18 protein-coding genes and 1 pseudogene are annotated in these 18,448 nt (G+C 62.4%); 7 read left to right on the forward strand and 12 right to left on the reverse strand.

What is annotated here, in order from left to right:
* Positions 1-10 precede the first annotated feature (10 nt).
* Positions 11-409, reverse strand: a complete 399-nt coding sequence (locus tag FXB40_RS11425) for a c-type cytochrome (protein WP_187436802.1) — start codon at positions 407-409, stop codon at positions 11-13.
* Positions 410-575: 166 nt separating this feature from the next.
* On the opposite strand from FXB40_RS11425, the gene FXB40_RS11430 reads away from it, so the two are divergent.
* Positions 576-1,265 carry a hemerythrin domain-containing protein gene (locus tag FXB40_RS11430; protein ID WP_148772309.1) on the forward strand — a complete coding sequence of 230 codons (690 nt, stop codon included), beginning with the start codon at positions 576-578 and terminating at the stop codon, positions 1,263-1,265.
* Between the two features lie 493 nt (positions 1,266-1,758).
* Here the strand turns inward: FXB40_RS11430 and FXB40_RS49075 are convergent, their stop codons facing one another.
* The 10 genes and pseudogenes from FXB40_RS49075 to FXB40_RS11470 form a co-directional block, all read right to left on the reverse strand.
* Positions 1,759-1,899: a hypothetical protein gene (locus FXB40_RS49075; protein WP_347339755.1), complete on the reverse strand. Its 141-nt coding sequence runs from the start codon at positions 1,897-1,899 to the stop codon at positions 1,759-1,761.
* On the reverse strand, positions 1,836-2,093 hold the full coding sequence (locus tag FXB40_RS50120; protein ID WP_347339756.1) for a hypothetical protein: 258 nt from the start codon (positions 2,091-2,093) through the stop codon (positions 1,836-1,838). Before FXB40_RS50120 ends, FXB40_RS49075 begins: the two co-directional genes overlap by 64 nt.
* A 23-nt stretch (positions 2,094-2,116) precedes the next feature.
* Positions 2,117-2,338 (reverse strand): hypothetical protein, encoded by a 222-nt coding sequence (locus FXB40_RS11440; protein ID WP_187436803.1) that lies wholly within the window; start codon positions 2,336-2,338, stop codon positions 2,117-2,119.
* 950 nt (positions 2,339-3,288) lie between these two features.
* Positions 3,289-3,492, reverse strand: coding sequence for a hypothetical protein (locus FXB40_RS11445; protein WP_148772310.1), 204 nt, complete (start codon positions 3,490-3,492; stop codon positions 3,289-3,291).
* Between the two features lie 366 nt (positions 3,493-3,858).
* Positions 3,859-4,629 (reverse strand): SDR family oxidoreductase, encoded by a 771-nt coding sequence (locus tag FXB40_RS11450; RefSeq protein WP_148772311.1) that lies wholly within the window; start codon positions 4,627-4,629, stop codon positions 3,859-3,861.
* A gap of 11 nt (positions 4,630-4,640) precedes the next feature.
* Entirely contained in the window at positions 4,641-4,979 is a 339-nt protein-coding gene (locus FXB40_RS50365) for an alpha/beta fold hydrolase (RefSeq protein WP_430647090.1), read from the reverse strand.
* A pseudogene (locus tag FXB40_RS11455) lies at positions 4,930-5,517 on the reverse strand (alpha/beta fold hydrolase); the annotation flags it as partial. The pseudogene FXB40_RS11455 and the gene FXB40_RS50365, both read right to left, overlap by 50 nt.
* 33 nt (positions 5,518-5,550) lie before the next feature.
* On the reverse strand, positions 5,551-6,249 hold the full coding sequence (locus FXB40_RS11460; protein ID WP_148772312.1) for an alpha/beta fold hydrolase: 699 nt from the start codon (positions 6,247-6,249) through the stop codon (positions 5,551-5,553).
* Positions 6,250-6,263: 14 nt separating this feature from the next.
* On the reverse strand, positions 6,264-6,923 hold the full coding sequence (locus FXB40_RS11465) for a TMEM175 family protein (protein ID WP_246207536.1): 660 nt from the start codon (positions 6,921-6,923) through the stop codon (positions 6,264-6,266).
* Entirely contained in the window at positions 6,920-7,807 is an 888-nt protein-coding gene (locus tag FXB40_RS11470; RefSeq protein WP_148772313.1) for a haloalkane dehalogenase, read from the reverse strand. Before FXB40_RS11470 ends, FXB40_RS11465 begins: the two co-directional genes overlap by 4 nt.
* A 172-nt stretch (positions 7,808-7,979) precedes the next feature.
* Between FXB40_RS11470 and FXB40_RS11475 the strand changes: the two genes are divergently transcribed.
* Positions 7,980-9,959, forward strand: coding sequence for a tetratricopeptide repeat protein (locus tag FXB40_RS11475; RefSeq protein ID WP_148772314.1), 1,980 nt, complete (start codon positions 7,980-7,982; stop codon positions 9,957-9,959).
* 456 nt (positions 9,960-10,415) lie between these two features.
* Here FXB40_RS11475 and FXB40_RS11480 read toward each other — a convergent pair whose 3' ends face one another.
* Complete coding sequence (locus FXB40_RS11480) at positions 10,416-11,006, reverse strand: LabA-like NYN domain-containing protein (RefSeq protein WP_148772315.1); 591 nt, start codon at positions 11,004-11,006, stop codon at positions 10,416-10,418.
* 1,102 nt (positions 11,007-12,108) lie between these two features.
* On the opposite strand from FXB40_RS11480, the gene FXB40_RS11485 reads away from it, so the two are divergent.
* The 5 genes from FXB40_RS11485 to FXB40_RS11510 all read left to right on the forward strand — a co-directional run bounded on the left by FXB40_RS11485 (position 12,109) and on the right by FXB40_RS11510 (position 18,445).
* Positions 12,109-12,309 (forward strand): hypothetical protein, encoded by a 201-nt coding sequence (locus FXB40_RS11485; protein WP_148772316.1) that lies wholly within the window; start codon positions 12,109-12,111, stop codon positions 12,307-12,309.
* A gap of 18 nt (positions 12,310-12,327) precedes the next feature.
* Positions 12,328-12,750 (forward strand): hypothetical protein, encoded by a 423-nt coding sequence (locus tag FXB40_RS11490; RefSeq protein ID WP_148772317.1) that lies wholly within the window; start codon positions 12,328-12,330, stop codon positions 12,748-12,750.
* A gap of 734 nt (positions 12,751-13,484) precedes the next feature.
* A complete protein-coding gene (locus FXB40_RS11500) occupies positions 13,485-16,487 on the forward strand; it encodes an ATP-binding protein (RefSeq protein WP_148772318.1) in 3,003 nt (1,000 codons plus the stop codon).
* Positions 16,488-16,629: 142 nt separating this feature from the next.
* Positions 16,630-17,913 (forward strand): sulfite dehydrogenase, encoded by a 1,284-nt coding sequence (gene soxC, locus FXB40_RS11505; protein ID WP_148772319.1) that lies wholly within the window; start codon positions 16,630-16,632, stop codon positions 17,911-17,913.
* Complete coding sequence (locus tag FXB40_RS11510; RefSeq protein WP_148772320.1) at positions 17,900-18,445, forward strand: c-type cytochrome; 546 nt, start codon at positions 17,900-17,902, stop codon at positions 18,443-18,445. The genes soxC and FXB40_RS11510 overlap by 14 nt, the downstream gene beginning before the upstream one ends.
* The last annotated feature ends 3 nt before the right edge of the window (positions 18,446-18,448 follow it).

An 18,448-nucleotide genomic window follows, 5' to 3' on the forward strand; every position in this document is an offset into this window, starting at 1 on the left:
ATAAGCGCCTCTACTTCTGGGCTGCCAAATAGGCGATGAGATCGTCAAGCTCGGAATCCGGAACGCCTTGGAACACTGACATTTTGTTGCCGGGAATCGTCAGACCGGGGGCAACCACGAAAGAGGCAACAGCGTCCGGACTCCAAGTCCAGGTCGCCTCTGTGACAAATTCCGGCGAATACTCGTATCCAGGCGCGGTGGCGGCCTTGCGCTCCGTGATGCCGAACAGATTGGGTCCGAAACGATTTCGTTCGCCCCTGCCAATGGTGTGACAGAGCGCGCACTCGCGCTCGAAGATTGCTGCACCTTTGACCGAATCGCCAGCGGCGAACGCGGGGCCCGGGCCGAACACGGCTGCGGCAGACAATAGCGTGAGAAAGCGACGGGTAAGGCACAATGACTTGGGCACGGGCGCTGCTCGCGTTCCGATCCGGGCAACAACACGTAAGAGCACAGCCGGTTCCTGGTGCCGCCGATAATCCAGGAACTACACTATGCCAAGCCGGGTTGGATGGTGACTACCGCGATTATGCCCTCAAGGCACGGCGCCGCTCCTCTAATAGGAAGCCCGACAGATGAAGCCGATCTTCGATCGTCGAAAGCTCGTTCGCGCCGCACCGGGATTATTGATCGCCAACGCTTGCCAACAACTGGATCGCGCCCATGCCGAGGAAGCGCATCAGGTGAAGGCGGTCACGCCGCCCGAAGACCTGATGCGGGAGCACGGCGTACTCAATCGCGTGTTGCTGGTGTACGAGGCCACGTTGCAACACTTTGCTCGTGGCGATGATTTCGATGTTGGCATCCTGGCACGTGCGGCAGCCATCGTTCACGAATTTGTCGAGGACTATCACGAGCGCAACGAGGAACAACAGGTGTTTCCGCGCTTTCGCAAAGCCGGGCAGATGAACGAGCTCGTCAATGTGCTCTATCAGCAGCATCAGGCGGGCCGCCGTCTCACCGACACAATTCTCGACCTGGTGCCGGCAAGCCGGGCGGCTGGCGAAAACAGGGACCGACTGATAGCCAGCGTGCAGAGCTTCATTTCCATGTACCGACCCCACGAGGCGCGGGAGGACACCGAATTGTTTCCGAAGCTGCGCGGTATCCTCTCCGCGCACGAGTTCGATGCCATGGCGGAGGATTTCGAACGCGACGAGCGGCGCAAATTCGGTGAGGATGGATTCGAAAAGTATGTGGCGCAGGTAGCGACGCTGGAACAGGCGCTCGGGATCCACGATCTAGCCCGGCTCACACCTATCTGACCGTGACGCCCCCCAAAAGAGTGAGCGGGACTCAGCGATGCGCAAGGAGCTGTAAGGAGGCCCAATTTTGGCGCCGGCCTCTTCTCACCAAGTAGAAGTGGACTGCGACCGAAGTTCGTGTTGTGTTTTTCGAATGGTTTCGCGGCTTTGCGGCTCATTGATGAGCGTAGATTATTCGCAATGGTCGCACCCGAACTCAAGTTGCCGTTCGAGCCGGTGCATGAAGAACCTCCGGTTCGACTATGACAGCTAGGCCACTGAAGTTCCGCGTGAAAGCGACCAACAAGAGTTCAAACATTCCTAGCGAATCGAGTCCCGTGGCGGTTCAGCGCACTGCTGGATAACGCATACATTGATGCGTACGTCCGGGTCACGGGGCCGCCAACAGGCTCGCCCTCGTCCGGCTTAGCTTACTCAAATTAGCGGGGGCCGTGCGACCGGTGAGCCAGTCGCAGTGACAGAGAGAGGTTATTCCGGTCATACGGTTGCGCCATTAGCTCTCAAGCTGTTCGCTGGAGACGATCTCGATGCCGAAACTGTACACGCCCTTATAATTGTGTACCGACGAAGTCAAATTCCGAATCGAGGTGACGCCGAGATCAGGCAGGATCTGAGCGCCACACTGATCTCGCACCGGTTGCGGTCGGCCTCGGTGGTATTGTCCTCCGGCAGCGGTCCCACGGGGGACACCGGCGGCGCCGGCATGACGACGATTTCAGTCTCAGGCTTCCAGTTCAGCGTCAGATCGAGATCGCCGGGGAAGATCTGCCAGCGCGAACCATCGTCGAGCTCGACCATGTGGCTCTCAGAGTGCGATCTGATCCTCATCGCGCAGCCCGGATGCCCGCGCGCTACTTCTGGCCCGACGGCGCCTGGGCGTTCGAGTTATTCGGGTTCTGCTTGTTCGCTTCGTGATGGCCCACCGCGCATCCCGCCGCGGCGCCCAGCTTGCCATGGCCGGCCATGTGTCCAGCAACACCACCGACGATGGCGCCCTTGATGCATCCTTTGGCTTCCGCCGGTGACGCCAAGGCGAGAGCGGACAGGCAGGCGATGGCCAAGATCGTTTTCATGATTGTTCTCCGAGGTAAGAAGATTCGGGGATTCAAGTCGCATGGAGGATCGCCGTTCCGCTCGGATCGCGGATGGTCGCGGAAATGCACCGTTCGCAGGAGCGGAAACTCCCAGACATCCCTCGCCCGCCGCACCTGGAGTGCCTGCTCGTCCGTGGGCCGCCGTGCCAGAGGTGGTGCTCGGCCCCGAGGGCGGCCGCCCTCTCTTGATGCGCCTGCCTCGCTCGACCCAAGGCCTCCTCCGCCTTGCGATCGCCAGCCAGAGGTGCGCTCGACGCAAGGCGCGCGATGGAACGGCCAAAACCTTCGGCCGTTCGCAGACTGGGCGCGGTCGCCGGCGCGGACCTTGGCCTTGGTTTATCGAGACTCTGTGATGCCGCCGCGTTTCCCGCGCCAAATAGGCGTTTCAACGGCTCTTTTGGGACGACGCATCAATCCCGTGAGAGCGGTTGGCGAACGTCTCGTCCGCCCGAGCGGACGTCCTGCTGCTGCGGCGGAGTCAGCTCGACATCGCGTCGGCAAAAATCCGCGAGGCGCCGAATGTGAGACCAATTCACACTCTCCGACGCGGTAACGGGCTACGATGCGGCCTCGGCCCCTGGCTAATGAGATCTCGGCGGGCATTCCGAACATGCGGTACTTCGCCGGAATGCGGCGTCTGAACCAATAGACGTTCGAGCGCGGATTCTTCCAAGGGCCGATCACGACAAGCCTCACGGTGACCACTCCTGTGTACCACCGGGTCTTTTCGGAAAGCCTTACTTTGAAGGTAAACGCGGCGTTTCAGGCGCTTGCGCGAGTCCTCGGCGGAGAGAGTGGGACTCCCTCCCCCGATGCCGCGAGTGCCAGAAAACCGCCGAAAGCCCCTGTCGGCTTCTCGTCGGCGGGTCGACTCGGATGCGGTGGCCCGAATTCATCCGGGCTCTTGCGTTTCTTCGGCTGCAACAAGCTCAGCTTCTGCTCGAAGCCCTCTCGGCCGCCGCCGACGTTGCGGTCGGTATCGACGCAAAAAGCAGAAGTTCTTTTTTGTAACTGTAGACGGCCCATTTGTCGGGGCGGTCCGCGGTAATCTCGATCTCCGGCAGACCGACCTGCATCTCGGTTATGGCGCGCTGGCGCAAAATCCGGAACGCCCGGTTCAACGTGAATGCCATTTGATCCTCGCTGGCTCGGCATGCTGCGAATCGAGACGATGGAGCGAATCGCTGGCGGATGGTGGTTGAGCCAATCCCGGACGCAAGGATTCGGCGGGACCGCTCCGACCGTCCATCTCGGTTGACTTCGAGGTGAATTGAGCGATGGACCGACCTATTCAACGACGCCCCTCGACCATCAAGGCAGGCGTGCAGTACCTGCACGACGTCGGCCTTCTTCGGTCGCGGCGTCGGCTTTGAGCGATGCTCGTCTGCTTCAGGTGGGATGCCGCTGCGGGCCAGGAGCGGGCACGCCCTCTGGCTTGGCGGACGGTCGTTCGGCTCCAGAAGGGATGCAGCTGTTCCAGCGAATGGCTCGCCAGGGAATCAGGTCGATTTGACTTCCCCGCCGTCCAGGCGCAGCGTCGCGCCGGTCATCCAACGGGCGCCGGGCGACACAAGGAATGCCATCAACTCGGCTATCTCCTCAGGCTCGCCATAGCGAGCGATACCGGCTTCCTTCGGGAAGTCTGCCGTTGCCAGCTCGACGGTCATGTCGTGCAGCGGAGCCCAATGCTGAAGATAGGAGCGGCGGCGTTCCGTCATCACCGGTCCCGGCAGCACGCTGTTGACCTGCACGCCGTCCGCGATGCCGCGGTCGGAGAATGCCTTTGCCAGCGCGACGATGGCGGCGTTGATGGTACCGACTCCCGCGTAAGCCGCTTTTGGAAAGAGGGCGGAGTTGCCGGACATCAGCACGACGGACCCCTGCGCTGCCTTTAACGCCGGCCAAGCGGCGATCGTGAGGCGGCGTGCGCCATGGAGTTTCAGCGCAAGGCCGCCTTCCCATTGAGCATCCGTCATCTCGAACAGGTCGGTCTGCGGGACCGCGCCTGCAATGTTGAGCAGGGCATCGACCCGGCCGAAAGTCGCGAGCGCCTGATCGACGATAGCCTGCGCCACTGCTGGAGCCGCTAGATCGGCGTCAACGACCAGCGGTTTTGCGCCGGCAGCCTTCACCGCCTCCGCGGTCTCGTCCAGATTGGCGCGATTCCGAGCGACGAGCACGAGCTCCGAAAAATCACGAGCAAGGCGTATCGCGGTCGCGCGACCGATGCCTTGGCTGGCACCCGTCACGATGCCGACAGACTTCGACATTCGAGATATCCTTACTTGTGGTGACTTGGCACGCACTCGCCCAGGAAGTCGCTGATGGTGTTCGCGATCTCGGTGCAATGCGTCTCCAGTGCGAAATGACCGGTATCGAAGAAGTGGACCTTTGCCTCCGGGATATCGCGCTTGAAGGCTTCGGCTCCCGGCGGAAGGAAGAACGGATCGTTCTTGCCCCACACCGCCAGGAACGGCGGTTTGTGCGTGCGGAAGTAGCTTTGGAAAGAGGGATAGAGCTCGACGTTGCTCTTGTAGTCGCCGAACAGGTCGAGCTGGATGTCGTCTGCACCCGGACGCGCCAGATAGTAGTAGTCGAGGTTCTGACCGTCCGGCGACACGCTCGTCGGGTCGGCTATGCCATGCGTGTACTGCCAGCTTGTCGTTTCGGGCCTGAGGAAAGAGCGCAGCGCCTTTCGGTTCGCTTCCGAGGCCTCTTCCCAATAGGCGCGGATCGGGGTCCAACCCTCGCCGAGACCCTCTTCGTAGGCGTTCCCGTTCTGCGATATAATCCGCTGTGATGCGTTCGGGATGGCGAATGGCCATTCGAAAACCTGTCGGTGCACCGTAGTCGAAAACGTAGAGCGCAAAGCGATCGAACCCGATGACCTCGGTGAAGCGATCGATCACGCGCGCGATTTTGTCGAATGTGTAAGAGAAGCGTTCCCGCGGCGGCAGGTCGGTCAGGCCGAAGCCGGGAAGATCGGGCGCGACCAGATGGAGTCCGTCTGCAAGCAGCGGCATCAGGTCACGGAACATGTGGCTCGAGGTGGGGAAGCCGTGCAGAAGAAGAAGCTTCGGCGCTCCGACTTTCGGCGCTTCGCGATAAAACACCTTGAGGCCGTCGACTTCAACGGAACGGTATCTGATTGAACTCATCGGATTGCTCCTGTTCTCGCTCGATCGGTCAAATCAAGCCGACACGGATTGCAGGACCTCGAACAGCAATTCGATCACCCGCTCTGGTGCTGTCGCGATCGGCGTATGATCGCAGTCCAGCCGCCGAATCCTCGCTTTCATCCGCTGCGCCATGAATTCCTGAGTTTCAGGATCGATCATGCGATCCTGCTCCGCCAGCAGGTACCAGGACGGAAGGGTCTTCCAGAGCGGCTTCGCGGCCTTCTCCTGTAGGCAGGCCCCATGGATCGGTCGCTGCACGGCCGCGAACAGCGCATTCTCCGTCGGGCCGGCGTTCTGGGCGAAGGCGCTCGCAAACGCGCTCTCCGGCAACCAGATGAAGCCGTCGCCATCAGGTCCCAGTTGCGGAGCATTTGGATGCGGTTTGCCCCGGCCGAACACTTCGCCGACGGTCTCACCTTGGTCAGGTGCCAATGCCGCAACGAAGACCAGGCCCTTGACGCGCTCGTTCTTCGATCCCGCGATCACGGCGCCAGCATAGGCGTGGGCGACGAGCACGATGGGCCCCTGGACCCTTGCCAGGCGGCGATCTAGCGCGCGAATGTCGTCCGAAACGCTTGTGAGCGGAAGAGGGGCGGCGACAGCCTTTGCGCCACGGGCCTCGAGCGCTTCGATCACCTTCCGCCAGCTCGATCCGTCCGCCCAGGCTCCGTGAACGAGTACGAACGTCGGAGCAGTCTTCGATTCCACCATGGCAACAATCCTCTTCAGATGACGCGGGACGACTTGAGTCGGCGTGCGGCGCCCGGTGCCCCCGGGCTCAGGTAAACGGCGAGGCAGAGGCAGATCATCGCCATGCCGCCGATCGGGTATCGAAATGCGACGATTCCCGCAGCGGCAAAGATCGCCAGTGTCGCAAGAGAACGGATGCGCATCATCAAGCGGGCATGCGACTCAACCTTGTGCGGCACCGACCTGTCCACGGCCTCCATGCACAGCAGCAGATACGTCGCGTTGACCAGAAAGAAGTCGCCCGCATAGAAGGCGACCGGAACGGCACCCAATCGTGTGCTTGCGATCCACGCCGTCGCGAAGGGCATCAACGACACTGCGAACAGATGCGCAAAATTTCCCCAGATCAGGCGGTGCGTCGCAACGTCGGGAAACCGCAAGAGGTGATGATGGTTCACCCAGACGATGGCGATGAAGAGGTAGCTGATGGCGTAGCTGATCGCGGTCGGCCACAGCGCCAGCAGGGCGCCAAGGCTTGCCTCTTTAGGAGGGCGAAGCTCCAGGACCAGGATCGTGATGATCACCGCGAACACCCCATCGGAGAAGGCGTTCATCCTGTCGGGCGTAACTGTCGCTTCGCTCGCCATCAGCGCCGTCGGCTCTCTATGAAGGTCGGCCGTCGATCTGTCGGTCAACGCAGCGTTTTCATCCAGGCTGCGATGGCACTGCCGATCTCGTCCGGCGAATCCTCCTGCACGAAATGGATTCCCTTTACCGTGACTTCGGTCTGCGCCGGAAAGCTTCGGGCCTGTTCGAGAACCTTGCCCTCGGCGAGGATTCCGCCAGGTTCGGCCTTCAGGAACAGCTTCGGAACGTTGCTGCTCTTCAGCCATTCCGCGTAGGCGTCCACGGCGGCCGTCACGTCGGCAGGATCGCCTTCGATGGGGATTTCCCGAGGGAACGTCAGCGTCGGCCGCCGGCCCTCACCGGGCTCGGTGAACGGCCGGCGATATTCCGCCATCTCCGCGTCCGAGAGCTTGCGCAGGATGGCACCCGGCAAGACCTTCTCAATGAAGAAGTTGTCTTGCAGCACCATCTGCTCGCCGGCTGCGGACCGCAGCGCCTGCAGGACCGGCCGCATTCCGAATTTGTCCCAATGGTCCCAATACTGCCGCCCGACCATCGCCTCCATATAGGCGATGCCCTTCACGGCATCGCGGTGATGGTTGGCCCAATCGAACCCGAGGGTGGAACCCCAGTCGTGGATAACCAAGGTCACACGTTCGCGCACATTTAGCGCCTCGATCAGGGCGCCGAGGTACCGGCGGTGCTCCACGAAGCGGTAGGAGCCGGGTCCGCTGTCGGGCAGCTTCTCGGAGTCGCCCATCCCGATCAGATCGGGCGCAATGCAGCGGCCGAGCGGTTCCAGATGTGGCAGCACGTTGCGCCATAGATAGGATGAGGTTGGATTGCCGTGCAGCAGGACGATGGGGTCCCCCTCGCCCACCTCCACGTACGCCATCTCACGACCGAGAATCTTGCACCGCTGTTTTTTGTAAGGGAACGCCGCGGAGGTCATGATTGCTTCTCCCGATATCGGACGGCTTCATCAAATCGCCGCTAAATAACTGATTAGGCTGGACGTTTCTCTTCCGCGTCAAACACGAACCATGCTAACGTTCGGGTCGTCACACGATGTTCAAGACCTCCTGCTGTAGGCCGCCATCGTTGGAGCGAGCGTTGGAGCGATCATGGAAATGGCGAGCCCGTCGGCGGACCGCGTGCTTTTGTTGGGACCGTTGCAGGTCGTCCGGGATGGAAGCTCGCTGCCCCAGCCACCTTCGCGCAAGGTCCGCGCCCTCCTCGCCTATCTCGCGATGGCGGGACGGCCTGTATCCCGCGAAAAGCTGTGCGAGCTACTTTGGGATGTCGCCGACGATCCGCGAGGCGAGTTACGCTGGTGCCTTTCCAAGCTACGGCCATTGGTCGACGGTCCGGCAGCGATGCGACTGATCGCCGACCGGAAGCAGGTTCGGATCGAAGGGGATGCGCTCGAAGTCGATGCCCTCAAAGTTGCGGGACAAACCCGATCCGCGTTGAGCAGTGGGTCGTCGAGTGATCTTCGATCTCTCCTGGCTCTGTTCCGTGGCGACTTTCTTGAAGGCCTCTCAGTCGAAAGGGCTCCGTCGTTCGAAAACTGGCTTGCAGGCCAGCGCCACCGCTTCGGTCAATTGCGCCAGCAACTGCTGGAGCGCCTGAGCGTTCTATTGCCGCCCGAGGATCGCATTGAAGTGCTGCGGGAACTCATCGAAGTCGCGCCGTTCGATGAAGCAGCTCACGTGGCGCTTGTTCGCGCGCTCACGAACAGTGCGCTCCATGCCGAAGCCAGACTGCAGGTCGACGCGTCCGTCAAGCGCTTCAAGAGTGAAGGTATTGACCCGACATCGCTCAGGTCGGCCTTTGCGACAGCGCAACAACAGCGTGCCAAGCCTGCCAAGGCGCTGAGTCAAAACTCCAACGTCGATGCGACGGGCCATCAGGAACCGGTGCGCACGCGCAGACCGATACTCCTTGTGATGCCGTTCGCCGGAGCGGCGCCCGATGAGATCGCAGACGCCGGCAACGTGACGAGCGACGTGATTTTCGGCATGGCCAAGCTGCGCAGTGTCAGCACGATTGCGTGGAGCACGGCGTCCTCATTGAGCGGACAATCTCCGGCCGTGGCCGCCGCGCGCGTGAACGCGCAATATGTCGCGAGCGGCCGCCTGCAGCGCCACGGATCGGGATATCTCGCATCGATCGAGCTCATCGAGCCCGCGAGCGGCCGGATCTTCTGGGCCAATGAATTTTCCTGCAATGTCGGCGAGGCTTTCTGCGCGGCAAACCCATTGGCGTCGCAGATCGTGGCCGGTCTCGACGCGGAGATTCACATCATCGAACGCAACCGCGCGCTCCTCATGCCGCCTGCCTCGCTCGATGCATGGCAGGCGTACCATCGTGGCGTCGCCAACATGTACCGGTTTACAAGCGAAAGTAATGGCGAGGCGCAGACGTTCTTCCATAGAGCCATCGCCCTCGACCCGACGTTCTCGCGAAGCTATGCCGGCTTGTCCTTCACGCACTTCCAGAATGCATTCGTGCTAAAAACGCGCGAGCGTGAGCAGGAGATCGCCTTGGCGCTCAGCACGGCTGGACACGGACTGGAAATGGATCCGAGCGACCCGGCTGCGCACTGGGCCATGGGTCGAGCGCTGTGGCTTCGAAGAGACCACGAAAGTGCGATTACCGCACTGGACCAGGCCACGCGTCTGAGCCCGAGCTATGCTTCGGCTCACTACTCCCTCGCAATGGTACATTGTCAGATCGGCGATCCCGAGCGCGCCGTGGAGGCGGCGGATACCGCAGCTCTCCTGAGCCCGCTGGATCCGATGCTGTTTGCGATCTTCGGCGCGCGGACCTTCGGTCTGCTGCGGCTGGGGAAAACAGAGGAGGCCGCCGTCTTTGCCCTTCGTGGCGCCGAGCAACCCAACGCTCACATCCACGCGCGAGCGATCGCAGTCTTGACGCTCGCGTCGGCAGGACGAATGGACAAAGCCCACGCGGAATGGGCGCGTCTTAGGCATCTGCAACCCGCCTACAATTTCAGGCAGTTCGAAGATGCATTCCATTTGCTGGATGATCTTAGGAACATCTACCAAAAGGCCGCAAAGGCGATGCATATTCTTGAGTGAACGCCTCCGGCAAAACCAGGCCGGGATGGGGTTTTCCTTTGGACATCTCATGTTCGACACGGCACCGCGCCTGCGGCGGGCGAGATAGCGGTGCCGGACAGACGGCAGGCATGGGCATCGCCTTCGCACCATGGGCCTCTACCAGTATGACCCGATCCTTAGGCGGTTTGCTGAAGTGGTGACTGCGGTCGGGCGGCGAGCGCGACCACGGTGGCTTCAGCGAGAGCGCGTGCCCTGTGCATCAGGCAGCCTCCGCAGTGCGGATACACGAGCGAGCCCGGTCGAAGGTCCTGGCCTAGCCCCTTGAGCTCGGTTCGAGCCGGGCCGGGCCGAGCCGGCCGCGGCATCGCGGATGCCGCCGGGCGTCAACTCGAGAAGTCCAGACCAGCGAAGACCGCGAGTGTTGCGTCGCTGGATGGCCGTAAAATGCGGATGCGACATCGTGGCGTAACCGGGCTAATCGTCGCTCGGCCCGGTGCTGCGGCTCGTCGAAGCGCCAGTCTGGCGGACCGCGCCGCGCTCGGAGGGTTCTCTGCCGACCGTGGACCGCAGCTCGGCCAAGTCGCTGAACACGTCGGCCTGGCGGCGCAGTTCGTCCGCGATCATGGGTGGGCGGCTGACGATGGTGGAGACCACCGTTACCCGGACGCCGCGGCGCTGCACGGCCTCTACCAGCGAGCGGAAGTCGCCGTCACCGGAAAACAGGATCATCTGGTCGAGCTGTCCGGCGAGCTCCATCGCGTGGACCGCAAGCTCGATGTCCATGTTGCCCTTGACCTTGCGGCGACCACCTGCGTCGACGAATTCCTTCGTCGGTTTGGTGACGACGGTGTAGCCGTTGTAGTCGAGCCAGTCCACGAGCGGGCGGATCGACGAATACTCCTGATCCTCGATGACGGCCGTGTAGTAGTAGGCGCGAACCGCCGTGCCGCAGCCCTCGAACGCCTTCAGCAGGCGCTTGTAGTCGATCTCGAATCCCAAGGTCCTTGCGGTGGCGTGGAGATTGGCGCCATCGACGAAGAGCGCGATCCTGCTCGGTGCGGACATTTGGATGCTGCCGGAAATTGGTTCCCGGACGGAAACGGAGGCTTCCATCCGGATTCCAGGTCATCGAGGCAAAAAGCTTCAGGTAAGGTCGGGTGGCGTCCTGCTTCCGCTCACCCGCATTCTACGGCGGAATCCGAGCTCCGACGCGTCGGAGGCTACGCGCAATATTTTCGGCCTCAAAGCATTTTTCCTTCAACGAAGCACTATTCGCTGATCGCCGCGGGCAATTGGACGCCTAGGACCAGAACCTGCGGCTGCAGCGGTAAGACCAAGGCAATGGGTAGTCCCCCTGACGGGTTGGCGGTGCGATGCAATTCCCTGTTTTCGAGACCCACCTCAGAAAGCGCGGCCGCACATGGTGGTGGTTCGTGTGCACGGCCGACGGCCGGAGGCTTAGGCACGGGTCCGAAGCCAAGCGCTCTACAGCCAGATATCGGGCCAACCGGGCACTGTTCGAGGTGCTGCTGTTCGCGGCGCCGTTGTCGGAGAGTACCCCCGACAGGGCCCGGTTCAGCCGGAGGCCCAGCCGCTCGGCGAGCTGACAGCGCAGCCTGCGCGGCCGACGCGCTCTTCGCGCCTCGCCAGGGGCATCTACCCCGACACCACCAGTCGATCGCGCGTGTGCGCAGAGCGCCCCGCCGGCTTCCGCGACAAGATGGTCATGGGTCGGGAGGTACCGCCAGGCGAACTGGCGGAGGAACTCAGCCTGTCCACCAAGCTCGGCAGTGATGCAACCGTGGCCGGACCAGGCAGGTCGGAGCAGAGTCAGAAGGTCGCAGCCCACATGGAGCCGCGGCCCACTTGCAAATCCATTTCTGAAAAGGAGTAGCTGCTGAAATGCTCGTGCTCGATAGCCCCCTTCTAAGCACAGGCGAGCCAAAACTTGGTTTCCGGAATTCTACGGTCCAAGGCCGCCCGGCGGTCGAGAGCGACCTGCCTGGTCAACGAAAGCAGGCGACGGATCGGACGGCGCATCGTCGCGGCCGAATGCTGCCAAGCCGCGCTCTCCCTATTGCCAAGCGTCGGTTGGAAGGTCAGAATTCGCGAGATTTTACAGCACTTGATTTTCACGTCGTGAGCTAATTTTCCAATGGGGTCTCCCATGTTCGATCCTGCTACGACCGCGCTTTTGCGCGCGGTGTTGGACGAGGTCTGCGAAAGCGTTTCCCGGACCGAGACCGGCACCCGTACCCACGTGGCCTCGAAAATTCTGGAAGCCGTGAACAGGGGCGCCATGTCTCCGGACCAGCTCAAGCAGATCGGACGTCAGGCTCTGTCCGACGCGCCGACCATGTGGCGATAGGCGGACGAGGGCGGCAGGTTGAACTTCCAGGTCACGGTGCTGAAGATCCTGGTGAGCTATCCCGACGGCTTTGCCCCGATGGTCGACCTCAAGCGTGACATGGCGATCCTGGCGACCAGCGGTCGCGACTGGGCGGAGCGGACCAGGCGCCTGGCCGCGCGCGTGCCGGACCTGGACATCTTCTCGCAGGCGCTCGTCGAGCGCCGGAACGGCGGCTGGCGCATCACGGAGAATGGGCGGGCGGTGCTCGAATTCATGGAAGCCCGCCCCGCTGCGCCCGAACCAATTCAGGCGCCCCGGGTCGAGGAGACTACGGCCGCGATGGTCGCTGCGATGCAGGTTCCTCCGCTGCGGCAGGCCGTCGATCGAGCCAAATGGCGGCGCGAACGCCGCGAACGTCGGCGCGAGGCGCGCGAACGAGCAAGGGCGAACGCCTCATGAACCTACAGAGCCGGCAAGGGAAGAAAAGAAGATGACGGGAGCCGAACCCGCGCGGTATCGCCAGCCGCGACCGTCCCGCCGACCCGCACCACGCCCAGCACCCCGCATTTGAATGGAGGGCCCGTTTCCGCCGACGAGAGCACCTGCCGTTTCAAGCCAGCCTGGAAGCGTCGATGAGGACACAGGGCCGGCGCCCGTCAGGATCCGGAGCCCGGTCGGGCCGGGCCACACCGGACCGGACCGGACCGGACCGGACCGGACCGGACCGGACCGGACGCGGCATTGCGGATGCCGCCGGGTGCGTCAAGCCGAGAAAAGTCCAGACTAACGAATCCTTGGAATTTCGATCCCCGAAACTTCTGAGGAATTTCGAATCCTAGAAATCGAATCCTTGAGAAAAAGACGAATCCTAGAATCCGAATCCTTGACATCGAAATCCTTGAAAACGAGTCCTTGAAGATGAGACCTTGAAATGAAAGGGGTATCAAAATATTGCCTCGGCGCGACCGGCGACCGGCAGCGCGGGCTGCGCCGGCCGCTCCGGGCCGCGCCTGGCGAACGATCGCTGCGGATGTTTAACAGCAGCGGAGATGTCCGTGGGACGAGCGTGTCGTAGTAGCGTGTCGTAGTACCTCGAATCCTTGAACTCCGAATTCCCTTGAGATCGCGAATCCTTGAAAACGACGTCAGTTGAGGAGCGACCAACGCGGGAGCGCAGATCCGCCGACCGAAATGTGTCGACCGACGACGGGGCTCGCATCGCAGCAGCGAGCCTGCGCAAGGCGGCGGTCTGTCGCGGAAAAACACTGGACCTGGCGAGCGCGGCTGCGCATATGATGCCTGGCCGGGCTCCGAGCCCTATTCAGAATACCAGAGGGTTTTCGCGAATGCCCGCGCAGGGCCGACAGCTCGTATATGCGACGGGTGAGTGGGAGATTGATCTCGGCCGCCGCGAACTACGGACGCGCGGCGCGCCGGTTCCGCTGGGTGGCCGGGCCTTTGAGATCATCGAAGTGCTGATCAAATCGGTCGGCGAACTCGTGACAAAGGACGAGCTGTTGTCCCGCATCTGGCCGGGCGCATCCGTCGAGGAGAACACGCTTCAGGTTCACATCTCCGCGCTGCGCAAGGCGCTGGGTGCGGACCGCGGGATGCTGAAGACAATATCCGGCCGCGGCTACCGCCTGCTTGGCACATGGGAGCCAACGCCACCCGGTCCGCGACCAAAGGCCCGTTCGTTGCAGCCCCTTGTGTCGGAGCAAGTTTTTCAGACCAATCTGCCCGAGGCGACCTCCGCATTGATCGGCCGCGATGCCGTCGGGCAGCATTTGCGCGATCTATTGTCGGCGTACCGCGTGGTCACGCTAACCGGTCCAGGCGGGATCGGAAAGACGCGACTTGCGCTGCAAGTAGCACGCGATCTATTCCCGGACTTTGGTGGCGACTGCCTCCTTGTGGAATTGGCTTCACTGTCGGATCCCGCGCTGCTGCCGTCCGCCGTGGCCCGGGTGCTGGGCCTGAGGCTCGCCGAGGATGCCGCATCGCATACGGTCGCGCAGCTGATGGGCAGCAAGAAGCTGCTCCTCGCGCTCGATAATTGCGAACACGTCATCGAGGCAGCGGCGCAATTCACCGAGACGATCGTGCAGCTGTGTCCGCACGTATCGATCCTTGCGACCAGCCGCGAGGTCCTTCGCATCGACGGCGAGTACGTATATCGCGTGCCGCCGCTCGACGTGCCGCCAGAGGATCAGGCTGATCCCGCAAAGGTCCTCGAGCACAGCGCCGCGCAACTGTTTGTTTCCCGCGCGACGGCGGCGCAAGCGGATTTTCCGCCAGATCGGGAAAATCTTGCCGCCATTTCAGCAATCTGCCGCCGCCTGGACGGTATTCCGCTGGCGATCGAATTTGCCGCGGCCAGCGCTGCGACGCTTGGGCTTCGCCATGTCGCGGCACGGTTGGGCGACCGGTTCGGATTGTTGACGAGCGGCCGCCGGACCGCGTTGCCGCGCCATCAGACACTCCGTGCAGCGCTCGACTGGAGCTACGAACTCCTGACTGAACAGGAGCAACAGGTGCTGTGCCGTTTGGCCGTCTTTCATGGCGGCTTCAGCCTCGAAGCAGCCGCGGCGGTGGCCAAGAATGCGACGAATACGCTGCCCATGATCGAAGACATCATCGGCAAGCTGGCAACGAAATCGCTGGTACAGCTGGACGCGACGGGGCCTGCCGGCCGCTGGCGAATGCTCGAAACGATCCGCGCCTACGCGCTGGAAAAGCTGGATGAGGCCGGAGAAGCCGTGCACGCTAGACGGCGTCACGGGGAATATTTCCGCGATCTGTTCGTGCCTATGAGTTCGGGATTACCCTCGACGAAGTCCGACGGCGTTGCCTGGGATGTCCGCGACATCGACAACATCCGCGGCGCGCTCGACTGGTGCTTCTCTCCTGCCGGCGATCTCGCGATCGGGGTCTCGTTGACCGCGGCCTGCGTACCGATGTGGCTGAACCTGTCATTGGTCGCCGAGTGCCGCGAGCGTGCCGAGCGCGCGCTGGCCTGTCCGGAGATCGAGCAGACCCTGAGCGCGCGGCTGCGGATGCAGCTCTACATCGCCTTCGGACGTGCGTTCGTGCAATCGATGGGCGCCGGCGAGCAGATCCGGTCCGTCCTATCGAAGGGCTTCGAGATTGCAACAGCCATCAATGACGTTGATGCCGAGCTGCGCGCGCTTTGGGCGATGTGGTGTTACCTAGACCACAAAGGAGAACACGCAGAAGCACTCGGTCTCGCGCAACGCTTCACGGAAACCGCGCGCCAAAAGGGCGACAGTGCGGACCTCCTCGTTGGAGAACGGTTGATCGGCTACACCGCGCACTATTTGGGCGATCAGGTTGAGGCGCGACGCCATCTTCAGCGAGTGGTCGAAGGCTATGTCGCTCCTAGCGGCCAGCGCCACATGATCTGGTTTCAACACGATCAGCATGTGGTCGCCAAGGTCCTGCTGGCGCGCGTTCTGTGTCTTCAGGGCTTCTTGGACCAGGCGATGCATCTGGCACGCGAGAGCCTCGAGCAGGCGCGAGCATCGGGGCAAACGCTGACGCTCCGCTACGTGCTGGGCTGGGGCTTGTGCCCGCTTTCGTTGATATCGGGCGATCTCGAAATCAGCGAAGAGGCGGTGGCAATGCTGGTTGAACTCGCCGTACGGCGCGGCCTGCCTTTCTGGCAGACCGTCGGGCGCGCAATGGAAGCGACGCTTGCGATCCGACGCGGCGACTTCGCGTCCGGCTCCGCATGGTTACGTGGCGTGCTCGACGCCAAGCCCGACTGGATCTTGCGCTTCCCGGATTTTCTTGGCGCATTCGCCGAAGGTCTGGCCGGATCGGGGAAGCTTTCCGAAGCACTCTCGACCGTCGAACGCCCGCTCGCTGATGCCAAACAAGGCGAAGCGTGCTGGTACCTGCCGGAAATGCTGCGGATCAAGGGCGAGATTCTGCTCCGGATCGGTGTGGATGAGGCGGAAGCCGAAGCACGCTTTCGAGAGGCGCTCGACGTCGCGCAACAACAAGGCGCCCTGCTTTGGGAATTGCGTAGCGCTACCAGTCTCGCGCGGATGCTGCGAAGAGACCGATCCAAAGAAGCACGCCAAATCCTCGCGCCGGTCTACAGCCGGTTTACTGAGGGTTTCGATGCTACGGATCTGCGCGCCGCTCGAGTCACGCTCGAAACGCTTCGCTGAGGTTACGACGAAAGGCGTAACTGATCGGCGGTCGCCGGCGCGACCCAGCTTCAGACTTCAGAAATCTTCAGAACTGCACCAAGGAATGCCCGCGGGGTAGGAAATACGATCCCACTATCGCAACGACTATAGGGAAGTCGAGATGGGCGATCACATGAAGTTTTCGCTCGATCTCGCCGAGCCGGACCACAAACGGCCGAGCCTCTCTCGCCGCTGCTTCATCACTGCCTCCGCCGGCCTCGCCGGAAGCCTCGCCGCAGGGGCGGCCGCCGCCGATTCACTGGCCGATGTTCCGCCACGCGAGGATGGCGCAGACCTCAGCGGCCACAGCGAGCGATCGCAGTACGTCAAGCTGGCCCGCATTCCCGAATCCGGCCCCGGCAAGCGCAACGTCGACCCGGCAGATGCAATCAATTCCAAGACCCCGCTCGACAAATTGTTCGGCGGAATCACGCCATCGGACCTGCACTACGAGCGCAGTCATTCCGGGGCGCCGGACCTCGATCCCGCGATGCACCGGCTGCTGGTCCACGGCATGGTGAAGAAGCCGCTGGTGTTCAATGTTGAAGACCTCAAGTCGATGCCTTCGGTCTCGCGCGTGGTCTTCATCGAATGCACGGGCAATGGCTGGGAGAACTGGAAGAAGGCCGACGCGAACCTGACGGTGCAGAACACCCATGGGCTGGTCAGCACCAACGAGTGGACAGGCGTTCCGCTCAAATTGATTGTCGACCTGGTCGGCAAGGACGCGGGTTCGCACTGGATGCTGGCCGAAGGCGGCGACGCCGCAGGCGTGGCCCGCAGCATTCCGCTGACTGATGAAATTCTGAATGAAGCCTTTATCGCCTATGGTCAGAATGGCGAACCGCTTCGGCCGGCGCATGGCTTTCCGATGCGGCTGGTGATGCCGGGCTTCGAGGGCAACCTCAACATCAAATGGCTGCGCCGGTTGAAGTTCGGCGAACAGCCCTGGATGACGCGTTGGGAGACCGCGCGCTACACGCAACTGCAAGCCAACGGCAAAGCCACGCAGTTCCAGCTGCGCATGGACACGAATTCGGTAATCACCACGCCGTCGGGCACGATGGCCATCAAGCCCGGCTATCAGCGGATCAACGGCCTTGCCTGGAGCGGACATGGCAAAATCGCCAAGGTTGAGATATCGACCGACGGCGCAAACAGCTGGAAGCCGGCGCAACTGACCCAGCCGGCGTTGCCGAAGGCGCAAGTGCGTTTCCAGATGGATTGGGTCTGGGACGGCAAGCCAACCAGGATCGTTAGCCGCTCCACCGACGACCAGGGCAACGTCCAGCCCGACCGGAAATCCTTCGTCGCCGCGATGGGGAGCAACGCGCTGTTTCACTATAATGCGCAGCAGACCTGGAGCGTGGATGAAACAGGGAGGGTTCGCAATGTCCTCGACTAGCAAGGGCGTTCTTGCCGCTACGATTGCGCTGGTGTTTGCTGCGCCCGCCCTCGCCTATGATTTCGGCCGCCCGGCGACGCCCGGCGAGATCGCATTGTGGGATATCGATGTCAGGCCGGACGGCAAGGGATTGCCACCCGGCAGCGGCACGGTGGCGCAAGGCAAGCAGGTCTTCACCGAAAACTGCTCAGGCTGTCACGGGGACAACGGCGTCGGCGGCCTCAAGGACCGGTTGGTCGGCGGACAAGGCACGCTCGCCTCGGCCAACCCGATCAAGACCGTCGGCAGCTACTGGCCCTATGCGACGACGCTGTTCGACTACATCCGCCGCGCCATGCCGTATCAAGCGCCGGGCTCGCTCAGCAATGAGGACACCTATGCCGTCGCCGCCTACCTCCTGAGCCTTAACGGCATCCTGACGGCGGACGGCAAGCTTGATCGCGACAGCCTGCCGAAAGTGAAAATGCCGAACCGTGAGGGCTTCGTGCCGGAGCCGGAATTCGACCCGGCAAAATTGTTCAAGAAGAAATGAGCG

Origin of the sequence: Bradyrhizobium rifense, from assembly GCF_008123425.1 — a bacterium.
Classification (GTDB): Bacteria; Pseudomonadota; Alphaproteobacteria; order Rhizobiales; family Xanthobacteraceae; genus Bradyrhizobium; species Bradyrhizobium rifense.

Coding starts and splice junctions, on each gene's coding strand:
- FXB40_RS11450 (WP_148772311.1), bottom strand. CDS start 4,629: ATGTCGAAGTCTGTCGGCATCGTGACGGGTGCCAGCCAAGGCATCGGT.
- FXB40_RS11460 (WP_148772312.1), bottom strand. CDS start 6,249: ATGGTGGAATCGAAGACTGCTCCGACGTTCGTACTCGTTCACGGAGCC.
- FXB40_RS11440 (WP_187436803.1), bottom strand. CDS start 2,338: ATGAAAACGATCTTGGCCATCGCCTGCCTGTCCGCTCTCGCCTTGGCG.
- FXB40_RS11510 (WP_148772320.1), top strand. CDS start 17,900: ATGTCCTCGACTAGCAAGGGCGTTCTTGCCGCTACGATTGCGCTGGTG.
- soxC (WP_148772319.1), top strand. CDS start 16,630: ATGGGCGATCACATGAAGTTTTCGCTCGATCTCGCCGAGCCGGACCAC.
- FXB40_RS50120 (WP_347339756.1), bottom strand. CDS start 2,093: ATGAGGATCAGATCGCACTCTGAGAGCCACATGGTCGAGCTCGACGAT.
- FXB40_RS11480 (WP_148772315.1), bottom strand. CDS start 11,006: ATGTCCGCACCGAGCAGGATCGCGCTCTTCGTCGATGGCGCCAATCTC.
- FXB40_RS11475 (WP_148772314.1), top strand. CDS start 7,980: ATGGAAATGGCGAGCCCGTCGGCGGACCGCGTGCTTTTGTTGGGACCG.
- FXB40_RS11445 (WP_148772310.1), bottom strand. CDS start 3,492: ATGGCATTCACGTTGAACCGGGCGTTCCGGATTTTGCGCCAGCGCGCC.
- FXB40_RS11470 (WP_148772313.1), bottom strand. CDS start 7,807: ATGACCTCCGCGGCGTTCCCTTACAAAAAACAGCGGTGCAAGATTCTC.
- FXB40_RS11485 (WP_148772316.1), top strand. CDS start 12,109: ATGTTCGATCCTGCTACGACCGCGCTTTTGCGCGCGGTGTTGGACGAG.
- FXB40_RS11430 (WP_148772309.1), top strand. CDS start 576: ATGAAGCCGATCTTCGATCGTCGAAAGCTCGTTCGCGCCGCACCGGGA.